The 15,337-nt window shown below is 61.3% G+C and carries 8 protein-coding genes; 6 read left to right on the forward strand and 2 right to left on the reverse strand.

What is annotated here, in order from left to right; genetic code table 11:
• Window positions 1–631: 631 nt before the first annotated feature.
• The gene (locus AC4PS6_RS07695) at window positions 632–1,537 is read right to left on the reverse strand and encodes an AraC family transcriptional regulator (RefSeq protein ID WP_003190965.1); all 906 of its coding nucleotides are present in this window, start codon (window positions 1,535–1,537) and stop codon (window positions 632–634) included.
• 72 nt (window positions 1,538–1,609) lie between these two features.
• Window positions 1,610–2,899 (reverse strand): glycosyltransferase, encoded by a 1,290-nt coding sequence (locus AC4PS6_RS07700; protein WP_020301121.1) that lies wholly within the window; start codon window positions 2,897–2,899, stop codon window positions 1,610–1,612.
• Between the two features lie 158 nt (window positions 2,900–3,057).
• Here AC4PS6_RS07700 and tpx point away from each other — a divergent pair, with 158 nt between their 5' ends.
• The 6 genes from tpx (at window position 3,058) to AC4PS6_RS07730 (ending at window position 15,290) form a co-directional block, all read left to right on the forward strand.
• Complete coding sequence (gene tpx / locus AC4PS6_RS07705) at window positions 3,058–3,558, forward strand: thiol peroxidase (protein WP_014718696.1); 501 nt, start codon at window positions 3,058–3,060, stop codon at window positions 3,556–3,558.
• A gap of 232 nt (window positions 3,559–3,790) precedes the next feature.
• Window positions 3,791–5,089 (forward strand): MdtA/MuxA family multidrug efflux RND transporter periplasmic adaptor subunit, encoded by a 1,299-nt coding sequence (locus AC4PS6_RS07710; RefSeq protein WP_014718695.1) that lies wholly within the window; start codon window positions 3,791–3,793, stop codon window positions 5,087–5,089.
• A complete protein-coding gene (locus AC4PS6_RS07715) occupies window positions 5,086–8,187 on the forward strand; it encodes an MdtB/MuxB family multidrug efflux RND transporter permease subunit (protein WP_073453633.1) in 3,102 nt (1,033 codons plus the stop codon). The genes AC4PS6_RS07710 and AC4PS6_RS07715 overlap by 4 nt, the downstream gene beginning before the upstream one ends.
• Window positions 8,184–11,291, forward strand: a complete 3,108-nt coding sequence (locus tag AC4PS6_RS07720; protein WP_336827347.1) for an efflux RND transporter permease subunit — start codon at window positions 8,184–8,186, stop codon at window positions 11,289–11,291. The genes AC4PS6_RS07715 and AC4PS6_RS07720 overlap by 4 nt, the downstream gene beginning before the upstream one ends.
• Window positions 11,292–11,371: 80 nt before the next feature.
• A complete protein-coding gene (locus AC4PS6_RS07725) occupies window positions 11,372–12,829 on the forward strand; it encodes an efflux transporter outer membrane subunit (RefSeq protein WP_419722485.1) in 1,458 nt (485 codons plus the stop codon).
• 364 nt (window positions 12,830–13,193) lie between these two features.
• On the forward strand, window positions 13,194–15,290 hold the full coding sequence (locus AC4PS6_RS07730) for a putative bifunctional diguanylate cyclase/phosphodiesterase (RefSeq protein WP_492180768.1): 2,097 nt from the start codon (window positions 13,194–13,196) through the stop codon (window positions 15,288–15,290).
• Window positions 15,291–15,337 lie beyond the last annotated feature (47 nt).

The following is a 15,337-nucleotide window of genomic DNA, read 5'->3' on the forward strand; positions in this document are numbered from 1 at the left end:
GCTTGATCGTTCCCACGCTCCGCGTGGTAACGCCGCTTGGGACGCTCTGCGTCCCCGAGTGACGCAGAGCGTCACGGTATGCATGCCCACGCAGAGTGCGGGAACGATCCTCAGTGCAGTGCTTAACGCTTGATCGTTCCCACGCTCCGCGTGGTAACGCCGCTTGGGACGCTCTGCGTCCCGGGGTGACGCAGAGCGTCACGGTATGCATTCCCACGCAGAGTGCGGGAACGATCGATGCCGTCTTTAACGGTGAATAGCACGCTGGGTGCTGGATCGATTGGGGGATTTGGGGTGGGTTTGATCATGGTGAAACTCCTGATTTAAGTGGAGCTGCCACCCTTTCGCCGCGACGCTATGGGGTGGTAGCCGTACGCAGGTTCGCGGACCGGAATCAGGAAACCGGCATACCCGAAGGTATCCCGCGCACAGCCACCATGAAGCCGCACAGTAGACGATAAAAAAACGCCGACTAAAAGCGGAAATGGCACTTTGCATCTGATTAAACCGGGCCGCGACGCCCGACGCTGCCTGTGCAGCGGTGTACGGAGTAGAGATCGAGTGTCCTAGGGGCAACCTCAAAGCCTTGTAAGACGTTTCTGTTTCCCACCACCTAGATGAACGATCAACCTCAAGCCAAATTCTGCTCCGTCAACCGCTGCACCGCCAACCGCCGATAGTGAGACGGCGTCATCCCCTTAAGCTGCTGAAACCGCCGATTAAAGTTGGAAATATTATTAAACCCCGACTCAAAGCACACATCCGTCACCGCCTTGTCCCCATCGGCCAGTAATTCACAGGATTTGCTGATGCGCAGCCGATTGACGAATTCAATAAAAGTCCGCCCGGTCGCCTGTTTGAACACCCTGGAAAAATACGTCGGCTTCATCCCCAGGTACTCCGCCACTTCTTCCAACGGCAGCTCTCGGGCGTAGTGGGCAAAGATGTAGTCCACTGCGCGGTTGGTGCGGTCGATGCTGTGTTCGTCGGCTTGCTGTGGCGTGGTGACGCCGGACAGTAACTGGTAGTCCTCACAGGCGCTCAACACCTCCAGCAAGATAAAGAAGTGCCCCAGGCGTGCCATGCCTTGGGCGTCTTCGATGCGTTGCATCAGGGTCATGGCGTGGGCGATGGTTTTTTTGCAGCGAAATTCGATGCCGTATTGCGCACGTTCAAGCAGCGGCGCCAGGCTCTTGAGTTCGGTGAAGATGTGGCTGCCGTGTTCGAACAACTCATCGGTGAAGTTCACCAGCATGTCACGCTTGGGCACCACTTCATCTTCCTCCACCTGGCTGATCCAGTTATGGGGCAGGTTGGGGCCGGTGAGGAACAGGCTTTCCGGGTAGAAGTTGCCGATGTAGTCGCCGATAAACACCTTGCCGGAGCTGGCGACGATCAGGTGCAGTTCGTATTCCTTGTGGAAGTGCCAGCGCACCAACGGGCAGGGGAAGCCATGCTGACGATAGATGATGGACAGGCCGTTGTGGTCGTCCATCAGTTCGTAGGAAGGGTCGGTGATGCGCGTTGCTCGGGTCATGCTGCCGTCGCTTTATTGTGGTCGCTGCGTAGGATAATGCCCCGTCGCGCGCGACCTCGCCAGCAGCAGTGTTTATAGGGTGCGGTTTTTGGCCTCGATCCACTGGGACATGTACTGGGTACTTTTATGCGCGTGATGGCGCAGCATGCTGCCGGTGAAGTTGTCCCGGCGATGGGCGGCGAGGTTGCTGCGGCAACGTTCCAGGCATTCCACCAAGGCGGGCCCGTGCACGTCCTGGTCATAGCGTCGGGCCAGGAGTTGGCGCCCATGCTCCTCGGCTTGAGTCCAGCGCTCGCGGTTTTGGTAAAGGGTAACGGCAGCGGCGGCCAGGGCCGGGGCGTCCTGTGCGATCTCGCCGGGCCAGGGCTGGTCATCGCCCATGGCTTCGGCGCCGATCGGGGTAGTGACATTGGGTGTGCCGCACAGCATGGCGTCCACCAACTTGCCCTTGATGCCGGCGCCAAAGCGCAGTGGCGCCAGGCAAATACGCGCCGCCGTCATGACTTGCAAGGCATCTTCGGCCCAGTTCATCACATGAAAACCCTGTGCCGGGTTGTGCAGGGCGGTGGCTTTGGGCGGGGTGTAGGCGCCGTAGATGTGCAACTGCGCGCCCGGCAACTGTTGGCGGATCAGCGGCCACAGGCTGTGCTTCATCCACAGCACTGCGTCCCAATTGGGTGCGTGGCGGAAGTTGCCGATGCTGAGGAAATGCGCACGGTCTTCAAAGGGCGCAAAGGCTGCAGTGGGCGGTTGCAGCATCAAGGGGCACCAGTGGAGCAGGGCGGCAGGCACCTTGAACTGTTCGGTGAGCAGGCGGATTTCCACGTCGGAGATCATCAGGCTGATGTCGCAGCGGTAAATCGCGGCGATTTCGCGCTTGGCCAGGTCGGTATCGGCCATGCGCTGGAATTCGTCCTCCAGCGCCGGCGCGAACAGGGCGCTGAAGTCGTCGCTGTCGGGGTTGGCTTTTACTTGTTCTTTGAAACGCTGGTGGCGGGCGTCGCGCAGGCTTTGCAGGTCGGAGGTTTCCAGCACGCGCAGGGCGTCGGGGCAGCATTGTTCTACGCGCCAGCCGAATTGCTCCTCCATCATGAAACGGTCGAACAGCACGATATCCGGGGCTAGTTCGCGAATAAAGTCGTCGAAACTGCTGTTATTCAGTTCGATGGCGCGTTCGGCGATCCCGAGTGCCGGCAAGTCGGCCTTGTGCTCGCCAATGGTGGCCGGGCTGCTGAAGGTAATGTCCCAACCTTGCGTAAGAAAGCTCTCAAGGATTTGCATCATATGCCCGCCCGCTGCCGAGGAGCGGGGCTCGGGCCAGACGTAGCCAATGACCAGGACTTTGGTGGCGGGCTGATTCATCGACGAAGGTTTCCTTGAAGGGCAGGCGCAAAGCGCGCAATTAAACCACAACCTCAGGACATGACAATTTGTGTCTGGCGGTAGGTAGCTTCGGCACTTTGTGGTTAACTTCCGCCTCTCGAATTCGTTTAACCAAACCCAGCATAAGGATTCCGTTCATGGCTCAAGTCACCCTTAAAGGCAACCCGGTCCAGGTTGAAGGCCAATTGCCGAAAGTCGGCGCCAAAGCTGCAGACTTCACCCTGACCGCCGGCGATCTGTCCAACGCCACCCTGGCTACCTTTGCCGGCAAGCGCAAAGTGCTGAACATCTTCCCAAGCGTTGACACCCCAACCTGCGCCACTTCGGTGCGCAAGTTCAACGCCCAGGCCAACGATGTGGCCAACACCGTGGTGCTGTGCATCTCCTCCGACCTGCCATTCGCCCAAGCGCGTTTCTGTGGTTCCGAAGGCCTGGAAAACGTTAAGAACCTGTCGGATTTCCGCAACGCCGACTTCGCCGTCGACTATGGTGTTTCCATCGCTGACGGCCCGCTGCAGGGCCTGACCGCTCGCGCTGTCGTGGTGCTGGATGAAAACGACAACGTGCTGCACAGCGAGTTGGTCAAGGAAATCGCTGAAGAGCCAAACTACGACGCCGCCCTGGCTGTGTTGAAGTAACTGTTTCTACGTATGACTGTCGTTTGGCAGTAACACGTATGATGCATGATTGCGGCCTGGCCTAGTCCAGGCCGTTTTTATTTGAGCGTCAGCGGCTTAGCGAAATAGCCGGTGGACTAAGATCAAAAAGTTAAACGTTGTAAGCCTAAGGTAAATAGCCGGTAAAGGTGCTTTTCTAAACGCACCCCAGTGCTTATCTTTCAGCCTCCCGAAGAAGAAGCTCTCACCCCCAATGGTTGATCACTCCATGCAATCCTCCTCCCGCAACTCCCGCCGCTGGCTGTTTGGCCTGCTCGTGCTGCTGGTTATCGCCGGCCTGTGCTGGAAATTCTGGCCCAGTGGCGCGGCCCATAAAGATGCTCCGGCGGGACACACGGGCAAGACCGGCATGGCGCGCCCAGGCTTCGGTGGTTCCACCGGGCCGGTACCGGTGCGTGTGGCGCCGGCGGTGCTGGGGGAGTTTCCTGTGTACTACAAGGCCCTGGGGACGGTCACTGCACTGAACACCATTAATGTGCGCAGCCGGGTGGGCGGCGAGTTGGTCAAGATCGCCTTCGAGGAAGGGCAGATGGTCAAGGCCGGTGACCTGCTGGCAGAAATCGACCCGCGCAGCTACCAGAACGCCTTGCTCCAGGCCCAGGGCACCTTGCTGCAAAACCAGGCCCAGTTGAAGAACGCCCAGGTCGATGTACAGCGTTATCGCGACCTGTACGCCCAGGACAGTATCGCCAAGCAAACCCTGGACACCGCCGAAGCGCTGGTGTTGCAGTACCAGGGCACGGTCAAGACCAACCAGGGCGCGGTGGACGACGCCAAGCTCAACTTGGAATTCACCAAGATCCGTGCGCCCATCAGCGGCCGCGTCGGTTTGCGCCAGCTTGACGTCGGCAACCTGGTTGCGGCCAACGACACTACCGCCCTCGCGGTGATCACCCAGACCCAGCCAATCAGCGTGGCCTTCACCCTGCCGGAAAATACCCTGGAAACCGTGTTGGCCCGTTACCACGCCGGCAACAAATTGCCAGTGGAAGCCTGGGACCGTAGCGACGTGAAAAAACAGGCGGTCGGTGTACTGCAAAGCCTGGACAACCAGATCGATGTCACCACCGGCACCCTGAAGTTCAAGGCGCGGTTCGATAACAAGGACCAGGCGCTGTTCCCCAACCAGTTCGTCAATGTGCACCTGCTGGCCGATACCTTGAAGAACGTGGTGCTGGCACCCTCTGCGGCGATTCAGTTCGGCAACAATGGCACCTTTGTCTATAAGCTCGACGGTGACAAGAAGGTCAAGGTCCAGCCGCTGGTGGTGGGGGATACCGATGGCGAAAACACCGTGATCAAAGAGGGCCTGGTCGCTGGCGACCGCGTGGTGCTGGAAGGCACCGACCGCCTCAAGGACGGTAGCGAGATCGAAGTGGTCAACGCCAGCAGCGAGGTGCCGACCACGCCGACCGAACACCTGCAAGGCAAGCCCGCAGCTAAAGGGGAGACCGGGGCAGACGCCGGCAAGGCGCAAAAGGTCGGTTCATGAACCTGTCGCGCCTGTTCATCCTTCGCCCGGTCGCCACCACGCTGAGCATGCTGGCCATTGTCCTGGCCGGCATCATTTCGTACCGCCTGCTGCCGGTATCGGCGTTGCCCCAGGTGGATTACCCGACTATCCGGGTGATGACCCTGTACCCCGGCGCCAGCCCCGACGTGATGACCAGTGCGGTCACCGCACCGCTGGAGCGTCAGTTCGGGCAGATGCCCGGGCTGACCCAGATGGCGTCCACCAGCTCGGGCGGTGCCTCGGTGCTGACCCTGCGTTTCAACCTCGACATCAATATGGATGTCGCCGAGCAACAGGTGCAGGCCGCGATCAACGCCGCCACCAACCTGTTGCCCAAGGATTTGCCGGCGCCGCCGGTATATAACAAGGTCAACCCGGCGGACACCCCGGTGTTGACCCTGGCAATTACCTCCAAGACCATGTTGCTGCCCAAGCTCAATGATTTGGTCGACACGCGCATGGCGCAGAAAATCGCGCAGATCAGCGGCGTCGGCATGGTCAGCATCGCCGGTGGCCAGCGCCAGGCCGTGCGCATCAAGGTCAACCCCGAGGCCCTGGCGGCCAATGGCTTGAACCTCTCGGACGTGCGCGCCCTGATCGCCGCCTCCAACGTCAACCAGCCCAAGGGCAACTTCGACGGCCCCACCCGCGTGTCGATGCTCGACGCCAACGACCAGTTGGTCTCGCCCGAGCAATATGCCGAACTGATCCTGGCCTACAACAATGGCGCTCCGCTGCGGCTCAAGGATGTGGCGCAGATTGTCGACGGTGCCGAAAACGAACGCCTCGCCGCCTGGGCCAATGAGAACCAGGCCGTGTTGCTCAATATCCAGCGCCAGCCGGGCGCCAACGTGATCGAGGTGGTGGACCGCATCAAGGCCCTCCTGCCGAGCATCACCGACAACCTGCCGGCCGGCCTGGACGTGACGGTGCTCACCGACCGCACCCAGACCATCCGCGCCTCGGTCAAAGACGTACAGCATGAGCTTCTGATCGCCATTGCCCTGGTGGTCATGGTGACGTTCCTGTTTCTGCGCCGGGTCAGCGCTACGATCATTCCGTCCATCGCCGTGCCGCTGTCCCTGGTGGGCACCTTTGGTGTGATGTACCTGGCCGGATTTTCCATCAATAACCTGACGCTGATGGCCCTGACCATCGCCACCGGGTTTGTGGTAGACGACGCGATCGTGATGCTGGAGAACATCTCGCGCTATATCGAGGAAGGCCAGACGCCGATGGCGGCCGCGCTCAAGGGCGCCAAGCAGATCGGTTTCACCCTGGTGTCCCTGACGCTGTCGTTGATCGCGGTATTGATCCCTTTGCTGTTCATGGCCGACGTGGTCGGGCGGTTGTTCCGTGAGTTCGCCATCACCCTGGCAGTGGCGATCCTGATTTCCCTGGTGGTGTCCCTGACCCTCACGCCCATGATGTGCGCGCGCCTGCTCAAGCGCGAACCCAAGGAAGAAGAACAGGGCCGCTTCTACAAAGCCAGCGGCGCCTGGATCGACTGGTTGATCGAAGCCTACGGCCGTAAGCTGCAATGGGTGCTCAAGCACCAGCCGCTCACGTTGCTGGTGGCGATCGCCACCCTGGGGCTTACGGTGGTGCTGTACCTGGTGGTGCCCAAGGGCTTTTTCCCGGTGCAGGACACCGGCGTGATCCAGGGTATTTCCGAAGCGCCGCAGTCGATTTCCTTTGCGGCGATGAGCCAACGTCAGCAGGAGTTGGCGAAGATCATCCTTGCCGACCCGGCGGTCGAGAGCCTGTCGTCCTACATTGGCGTGGACGGCGATAACGCCACCCTCAACAGCGGCCGCTTGTTGATCAATCTCAAGGCCCACGGCCAGCGCGATTTGAGCGCAGCCGAGGTGATCACCCGCTTGCAACCGCAAATCGACAAGCTGGTGGGCATCCGCCTGTTCATGCAGCCGGTGCAGGACCTCACCATCGAAGACCGCGTCAGCCGTACCCAGTACCAGTTCAGCATGTCCTCCCCGGACGCCGAGTTGCTGGCGTTGTGGAGCGGCAAGCTGGTACACGCCCTCAGCCAGTTGCCGGAACTCACCGACGTCGCCAGCGACCTCCAGGACAAAGGCTTGCAGGTGTACCTGGTGATAGACCGCGACGCGGCCTCGCGCCTGGGCGTGAGTGTCTCGACCATTACCGACGCGTTGTATGACGCCTTCGGCCAGCGCCAGATTTCCACCATCTACACCCAGGCCAGCCAGTACCGGGTGGTGTTGCAGGCCCAGTCCGGCGAAACCCTCGGCCCGGCGGCCCTCAACCAGATCCATGTGAAAACCACCGACGGTGGCCAGGTGCGGCTGTCGAGCCTGGCCCATGTCGAGCAGCGCCAGGCGCAGTTGGCGATTGCCCATATCGGCCAGTTCCCGGCGGTGATGATGTCGTTCAACCTGGCGCCCGGCGTAGCGCTGGGCAAAGGCGTGGAACTGATCAACCAGACCCAGAAGGACATCGGCATGCCGGTGGGCGTGCAAACCCAGTTCCAGGGCGCGGCCCAGGCGTTCGAAGCCTCGTTGTCGAGCACCTTGCTGTTGATCCTGGCGGCGGTGGTCACCATGTACATCGTGCTCGGTGTGCTCTATGAGAGCTATATCCACCCGATCACCATCCTCTCGACCCTGCCGTCGGCGGCGGTGGGGGCCTTGCTGGCGTTGCTGCTCAGTGGCAATGACCTGGGCATGATTGCGATCATCGGCATCATCCTGCTGATCGGTATCGTGAAAAAAAACGCGATCATGATGATCGACTTCGCCCTCGACGCCGAACGCAACCAGGGCCTGGACCCGCAGACGGCGATCTACCAGGCGGCGCTGTTGCGCTTCCGGCCAATTTTGATGACCACCCTGGCCGCGTTGTTCGGTGCGGTGCCGTTGATGCTCGCCAGCGGTTCCGGCGCCGAACTGCGCCAGCCCCTGGGCCTGGTGATGGTCGGTGGCTTGCTGGTGAGCCAGGTGTTGACGCTGTTCACCACGCCGGTGATCTACCTGTACTTCGATCGTCTTGGCCGTCGCTGGCGCAAAGAGCCGCAACGCCTGGAGCCGGTTGAGCCATGAACCTGTCCGGACCTTTCATTCGCCGGCCGGTAGCGACCATGCTGCTGAGCCTGGCGATCATGTTGCTCGGTGGCGTCAGCTTCAACTTGCTGCCGGTGTCGCCGCTGCCGCAGATCGACTTCCCGGTGATCGTGGTGTCGGCCAGCTTGCCCGGTGCCAGCCCCGAGGTGATGGCGTCCACGGTGGCCACGCCGCTGGAGCGCTCGTTCGGCGCGATTGCCGGTATCACCACCATGAGCAGTTCGTCGAGCCAGGGCTCAACCCGGGTGATTCTGGCGTTCGATTCCGACCGCGACATCAACGGGGCGGCGCGGGAAGTGCAGGCGGCCATCAACGCGTCGCGCAACCTGCTGCCCAGCGGTATGCGCAGCATGCCCACCTACAAGAAGATCAACCCGTCCCAGGCGCCGATCATGGTGCTGTCGCTGACCTCTGACGTGCTGCAGAAGGGCCAGTTGTACGACCTGGCCTCGACCATCCTGTCCCAGAGCCTGTCCCAGGTGCCGGGCGTGGGCGAAGTGCAGATCGGCGGCAGTTCGCTGCCGGCGGTGCGTATCGAGCTGGAGCCCAAGGCCCTCGATCAGTACGGCGTGGCCCTGGACGATGTGCGCAACACCATCGCCAATGCCAACCAGCGCCGGCCCAAGGGCTCCTTGGAAGACAGCGAGCGCAACTGGCAGATCCAGGCCAACGACCAGCTGGAAAAAGCCAAGGATTATGAGCCCCTGCTGATTCGCTACCAGGACGGCGGCGCCCTGCGCCTCAAGGACGTGGCGAAGATCACTGATGGTGTGGAAGACCGCTACAACAGCGGCTTCTTCAACAATGATTCGGCGGTGTTGCTGGTGATCAACCGCCAGTCCGGCGCCAACATCATCGAAACCGTGCGGCAGATCAAGGCGCAGTTGCCGGCGTTGCAGGCGGTGCTGCCGTCCAGCGTCAAGCTCAGCCTGGCCATGGACCGCTCGCCCGTGATTACCGCCACCCTGCATGAGGCGGAAATGACCTTGCTGATCGCTGTAGGGCTGGTGATCCTGGTGGTGTACCTGTTCCTGGGCAACTTCCGCGCTTCGTTGATCCCGACCCTGGCGGTGCCGGTATCGCTGGTGGGCACCTTCGCGGTGATGTACCTGTACGGGTTTTCTCTGAACAACTTCTCGCTGATGGCGCTGATCCTCGCCACCGGGCTGGTGGTGGACGATGCCATCGTGGTGCTGGAGAACATTTCCCGGCACATCGACGACGGCGTGCCGCCGATGAAAGCCGCGTACCTGGGCGCTCAGGAAGTCGGTTTTACCTTGCTCTCGATGAACGTGTCGCTGGTGGCGGTGTTCCTGTCCATCCTGTTCATGGGCGGGATCGTCACTAACCTGTTCCGTGAGTTTTCGATCACCTTGTCGGCGGCGATCATCGTTTCGCTGATTGTCTCGCTGACCTTGACGCCCATGCTGTGCGCCCGCTGGCTCAAGCCCCACGTCAAGGATCGGCAGACCGGTTTGCAGCGCTGGAGCCAGAAGGTCAACGACCGCATGGTCGCCGGCTACGCCACCAGCCTGGACTGGGTGCTGCGCCATCGGCGCCTGACCTTGCTCAGCCTGTTGATCACCGTGGGCGTGAATATCGCGCTGTACGTGGTGGTGCCCAAAACCTTCATGCCCCAGCAGGACACCGGCCAGTTGATCGGTTTTGTGCGCGGCGACGATGGCCTGTCGTTCAGCGTGATGCAGCCGAAGATGGAGATCTTTCGCCAGGCGGTGCTCAAGGACCCGGCGGTGCTCAGCGTGGCCGGCTTTATCGGTGGCAACCAAGGCACTAACAATGCGGTGATGCTGGTACGCCTCAAGCCGATCGGCGAACGCAAAATTTCCGCCCAGGCGGTGATCGAGCGCCTGCGCAAGGAGGTGCCGCTGGTGCCGGGCGGGCGCTTGTTCCTGATGGCCGACCAGGACCTGCAGTTCGGGGGCGGCCGCGACCAGACCAGCGCGCAATACTCCTACATCCTGCAAAGCGGTGACTTGGCCGCGCTGCGCCTGTGGTACCCGAAAGTGGTGGCGGCCATGCGTGAATTGCCAGAGCTGACCGCCATCGACGCCCGTGAAGGCCGGGGCGCGGCCCAGGTCACGCTGATTGTCGACCGCGACCAGGCCAAGCGCCTGGGCATCGACATGAACATGGTCACGGCAGTGCTCAACAACGCCTACAGTCAGCGGCAGATTTCCACCATCTACGACAGCCTCAACCAGTACCAGGTGGTGATGGAGGTCAACCCCAAATACGCCCAGGACCCGATCACCCTCAACCAGATGCAGGTGATCACCGCCGACGGCGCACGGGTGCCGTTGTCGACCATTGCCCACTATGAGAACAGCCTGGCCGATGATCGCGTCAGCCATGAAGGCCAGTTCGCTTCGGAGAATATCGCCTTCGACATGGCGCCCGGGGTCACGGTGGAGCAGGGCACGGCGGCTATCGAGCGTGCGATTGCCAAAGTCGGGTTGCCCGAGGACGTGATCGCCAAGATGGCCGGTACTGCCGATGCGTTCGCCGCGACCCAGAAAGGCCAGCCGTTCATGATTCTCGGCGCGCTGGTGGCGGTGTACCTGGTGCTGGGTATTCTGTATGAAAGCTACATTCACCCGCTGACCATCCTGTCGACGCTGCCGTCGGCCGGTGTCGGCGCGTTGCTTGCGATTTACCTGCTGGGCGGCGAGTTCAGCCTGATCTCCTTGCTGGGCTTGTTCCTGTTGATCGGCGTGGTGAAGAAAAACGCGATCCTGATGATCGACCTGGCGCTGCAACTGGAGCGCAACGATGGCATGAGCCCGCTGGAGTCGATCCGCAGCGCCTGCCTGTTGCGCCTGCGGCCGATCCTGATGACCACCCTGGCCGCGATCCTCGGTGCCTTGCCGTTGCTGCTCGGCAGTGGTGATGGCGCGGAAATGCGCCACCCGTTGGGCCTGACCATTATTGGCGGCCTGGTGTTCAGCCAGATCCTGACCCTTTACACCACCCCGGTGGTTTACCTTTACCTGGACCGCGCGCGCCATCGCTTCAACGCCTGGCGCGGCGTGCGTACCGATGCTGCCCTGGACACTGCGCTATGACCGACTCAACCAACGCCCCTGCGACCTCTGTAGGAGCGAGCTTGCTCGCGAAAAAGGCCCAGACGCCGCGCTCATCCAGAATGAACGCGTTAACGTTGGCAGTCTTCGCGAGCAAGCTTGCTCCTACAGTGGGCTTGGCCATGTTGCTCAGCGCCTGCGCCATCGGCCCTGACTACAAACGCCCGGACGTCATCGAGCCGGTGCAGTTCAAGGAGGCCCAGGGCTGGCGCCAGGCCAATCCGAGCGACTCCCTGGCCCGCGGCGCCTGGTGGGAGCTGTACGGTGACCGACAACTCAATGACCTGGTGGTGCGCCTCAACGCGTCCAACCAGACCGTCGCCCAGGCCGAAGCGCGTTTTCGTCAGGCAAAGGCGCTGGTGCGCAGCTCACGCGGGGCGTTTTACCCCAGCGTTGACCTGAGCGTGGGTAAAACCCGCGCCAGCCAGGGCACCGGCAGCAGCAGCGCCAGCCTCAGCAGCTCCAGCAGTGGTATCCGCGACACCCTCAATGCCCAGTTGGGTGTGAGCTGGGAAGCCGATATCTGGGGCAAGTTGCGCCGTGGTCTGGAGGCCAACGAAGCCAGCGCCGAGGCAAGCTCGGCCGACTTGGCCGCAATGCGTCTGAGCCAGCAGTCCGAACTGGTGCAAAGCTACCTGCAACTGCGGGTCATGGACGAACAGACGCGGCTGCTGCAAGCCACGCTGGACACCTACCAGCGTTCATTGAACATGACCGAAAACCAATACCGCGCCGGTGTGGCCGGCAAGGACGCCATTGCCCAGGCGCAAACCCAGCTCAAGACCACCCAGGCCAGCCTGATCGACTTGATCTGGCAACGCGCCCAGCTGGAAAACGCCATAGCCGTGCTGATTGGCGAAGCCCCGGCCAACTTCAATCTGGCGGTGAGCAAAGATATTCCGGCGCTACCGCAAATACCGGTGAGCCTGCCGTCCCAACTGCTGGAGCGTCGCCCCGATATTGCCTCGGCCGAACGCTCGGTGATCGCCGCCAACGCCAATATCGGCGTGGCCAAGGCGGCCTATTACCCGGACCTCAGCCTGAGCCTGCAGGGCGGCTATTCCAGCAGCACTTATGAAGATTGGATCAGCCTGCCGAACCGCTTCTGGTCGGTGGGGCCGAAACTGGCCATGACCCTGTTCGATGGCGGCCAGCGCTCGGCGGAAGTCGACCGCAGCGTGGCCAGCTATGACGAGACCGTGGCCAAGTACCGCCAGACCGTGTTGGACGGTTTCCGTGAGGTGGAAAACTACATGGTCCAGCTCAAGGTGCTCGCCGATGAGGCGGTGGTCAGCAATGAAGCGCTGGAATCGGCGCGTGAATCCTTGCGCTTGACCGAAAACCAATACAAGGCCGGGTTGATTGCCTATCTGGATGTGGTCACGGTGCAGGCAACGGCCTTGAGCAACGAGCGCTCCGTGTTGACCTTGCTGCAATCGCGCCTGGTGGCGAGTGTGCAATTGATTGCAGCGTTGGGCGGAGGCTGGGACGGCCAGACCTCCCTGGCTGAAAAGGAGTAACCGGATGCGCCGCGCATCCTGGGGGAGCAAGATCAACTGTGTGGGCTTGCCCCAATGCCAGTCAGTTAAGCACAGTACCCTGTGGGAGCTGGCTTGCCTGCGATAGCGTTAGTGCAGTAGTAGTTGCGGTGACTGACACACCGCCTTCGCGGGCAAGCCCGCTCCCACAGGGGATCTGCGCAGGCGACATTTTGATGTCCATGACGTCGTTGAAAACAGCCTGGCGAAGCCATCCGATTGACGCCAAAAACTCACTAATGGCCAACTGATTAATTAATCACCTGCCTCGGATTCATACTCGCTACAATCGCCCGCTTTGCCACCCGGCACGGGCTTTTTCGCCCCGTCGCCAGCGAGAAAACCTATGTTGATCGGTAGCTATTCAACCTCCCTTGTCGTGATTTCCCTGTGCGTGGCCATCCTGGCGTCCTACACGGCCTTGGACCTGGCCGGGCGTATCGCGACCGCCAAGGGGCGGGCTGTATACCTATGGATCACTGGCGGCGCAGTGGCGATGGGCGTGGGCATCTGGTCCATGCACTTTATCGGGATGTTGGCCCTGCGCCTGCCGTTTGCCCTCGGGTTTGAGGTAGGCATTACCCTGTTTTCGCTGTTGATCGCCGTGCTATCCAGTGGTTTCGCGTTATGGCTGGTCAGCCAGCCACGCTTGCCGGTCTGGCAACTGGCATTCGGGGCGTTGGTAATGGGCGCTGGAATTGCCAGCATGCATTACACCGGCATGGCCGCGATGCGCATGACACCCGGCATTGATTACGACCCGACCTTATTTGGCGCTTCGTTGGTGATCGCGATGGTGGCTTCCGGCGCCGCCCTGTGGATCGCCTTCAACCTGCGGCGCAACACACCTTATGTGCGGCTGGCACGGGGTGGCGCCGCCGTCGTGATGGGCGTGGCCATCGTGGGGATGCACTACACCGGGATGGCTGCGGCGCGCTTTGCCGATGGCAGCTTCTGCGGCGCCGCATTGACCGGCTTGAGCGGCAAGGGCCTGGATAACCTGGTCTTGGTCACTTCGCTGGCGGTGCTGGTCATTGCGCTCTTGACCTCGGTGCTGGATGCGCGCCTGGAAGCGCGCACCGCCGTACTCGCCGATTCCCTGACCCTGGCCAATCAGGAACTTACTCACCTGGCCCTGCATGACATGCTCACCGGCCTGCCCAATCGCACGTTGTTGGCTGATCGCATTCAACAAGGCATCCAGGCGGTGAACGAGCGGGGCGGTTGCTTTGCCTTGATGTTTATCGACCTGGATGGCTTCAAACCGGTCAACGATGCCTTTGGTCATCACTTGGGCGACCAGTTACTGCGCGAGGTCGGCTTGCGCTTGCGTGAGGACTTGCGCAGCCAGGACACCCTGGCCCGTATCGGCGGCGATGAGTTCGTATTGCTGGTGCAACTCACCCAGCCCGACGATGCCATGGGCTTGGCCGAGCGCCAGGTGAGCCTGATCAACCGCACCTTCACGGTGGCCGAGCATGAGTTGCAGATCTCGGCCAGCGTCGGTATCGCCATGTTCCCCGGTAACGGTAATAGTCCTCAGGAACTGCTGATGAACGCCGACGCGGCGATGTATCACGCCAAGGGCATGGGCAAGAACGGCTATAGCTTCTTCGATGTGTCGATGAACACCAATGCGCGCAAACAACTGCAATTGCTGCAGGACCTGCGCAATGCCCTGGAGCAGGGGCAATTTCGTTTGCACTACCAACCCAAGTTCGACGCCGTCAGCGGTCTTGCCGTGGGGGCCGAGGCGCTGTTGCGCTGGGAGCATCCGCAACAAGGCTTGTTGATGCCCGCTACGTTTATTGCACTGGCGGAGAAAACCGGGCTGATCATCCCCATCGGCGAATGGGTACTCGATGAAGCTTGTCGCCAGATGAGTCAGTGGTACGCACAGGGTTATGAGCACTGGCGCATTGCCGTAAACCTCTCGGCGTTGCAGTTCTGCCACGCCGGGTTGGTCAACAGCGTAGCGGCCGCGCTGGAGCGTCACCAATTACCGGCCAACAGCCTCACGCTGGAGATCACCGAGACCACCGCCATGAGCGATGCCGACGCGAGCATGAAGGTATTGCAGCAACTGTCGGACATGGGTGTGGACCTGTCTATCGATGACTTTGGCACCGGGTACTCCAGCCTCATGTACCTCAAGCGCCTGCCGGCCAATGAGTTGAAGATCGACCGCGGCTTTGTACGTGACCTGGAACACGACAGCGACGACGCCGCCATCGTCTCGGCCATCGTGGCCCTCGGCCAGGCTCTGGACTTACGGATTGTCGCCGAAGGCGTGGAAACCGATGCGCAGCAAAATTTCCTTACCCGCCTGGGGTGTGATTCCTTGCAAGGCTATCTGTTGGGGCATCCATTGCCGGCCGACAGCTTCATAACCAATATCCGCAGTGCCGAACAGGCAGCAGTGCCTGACAAACGCCCTGAGTGACGGGTATTCTTGGATCCAACCCTAAACATCAGGTTGATTCAGGAGAC

It is taken from the genome of Pseudomonas sp. DW-iso17, assembly GCF_058725345.1.

What these genes read in the sequence shown, in the direction of transcription:
- AC4PS6_RS07695 (WP_003190965.1), bottom strand. Translation starts at nt 1,537, where the DNA reads ATGACCCGAGCAACGCGCATCACCGACCCTTCCTACGAACTGATGGAC.
- AC4PS6_RS07700 (WP_020301121.1), bottom strand. Translation starts at nt 2,899, where the DNA reads ATGAATCAGCCCGCCACCAAAGTCCTGGTCATTGGCTACGTCTGGCCC.
- tpx (WP_014718696.1), top strand. Translation starts at nt 3,058, where the DNA reads ATGGCTCAAGTCACCCTTAAAGGCAACCCGGTCCAGGTTGAAGGCCAA.
- AC4PS6_RS07710 (WP_014718695.1), top strand. Translation starts at nt 3,791, where the DNA reads ATGGTTGATCACTCCATGCAATCCTCCTCCCGCAACTCCCGCCGCTGG.
- AC4PS6_RS07715 (WP_073453633.1), top strand. Translation starts at nt 5,086, where the DNA reads ATGAACCTGTCGCGCCTGTTCATCCTTCGCCCGGTCGCCACCACGCTG.
- AC4PS6_RS07720 (WP_336827347.1), top strand. Translation starts at nt 8,184, where the DNA reads ATGAACCTGTCCGGACCTTTCATTCGCCGGCCGGTAGCGACCATGCTG.
- AC4PS6_RS07725 (WP_419722485.1), top strand. Translation starts at nt 11,372, where the DNA reads ATGAACGCGTTAACGTTGGCAGTCTTCGCGAGCAAGCTTGCTCCTACA.
- AC4PS6_RS07730 (WP_492180768.1), top strand. Translation starts at nt 13,194, where the DNA reads ATGTTGATCGGTAGCTATTCAACCTCCCTTGTCGTGATTTCCCTGTGC.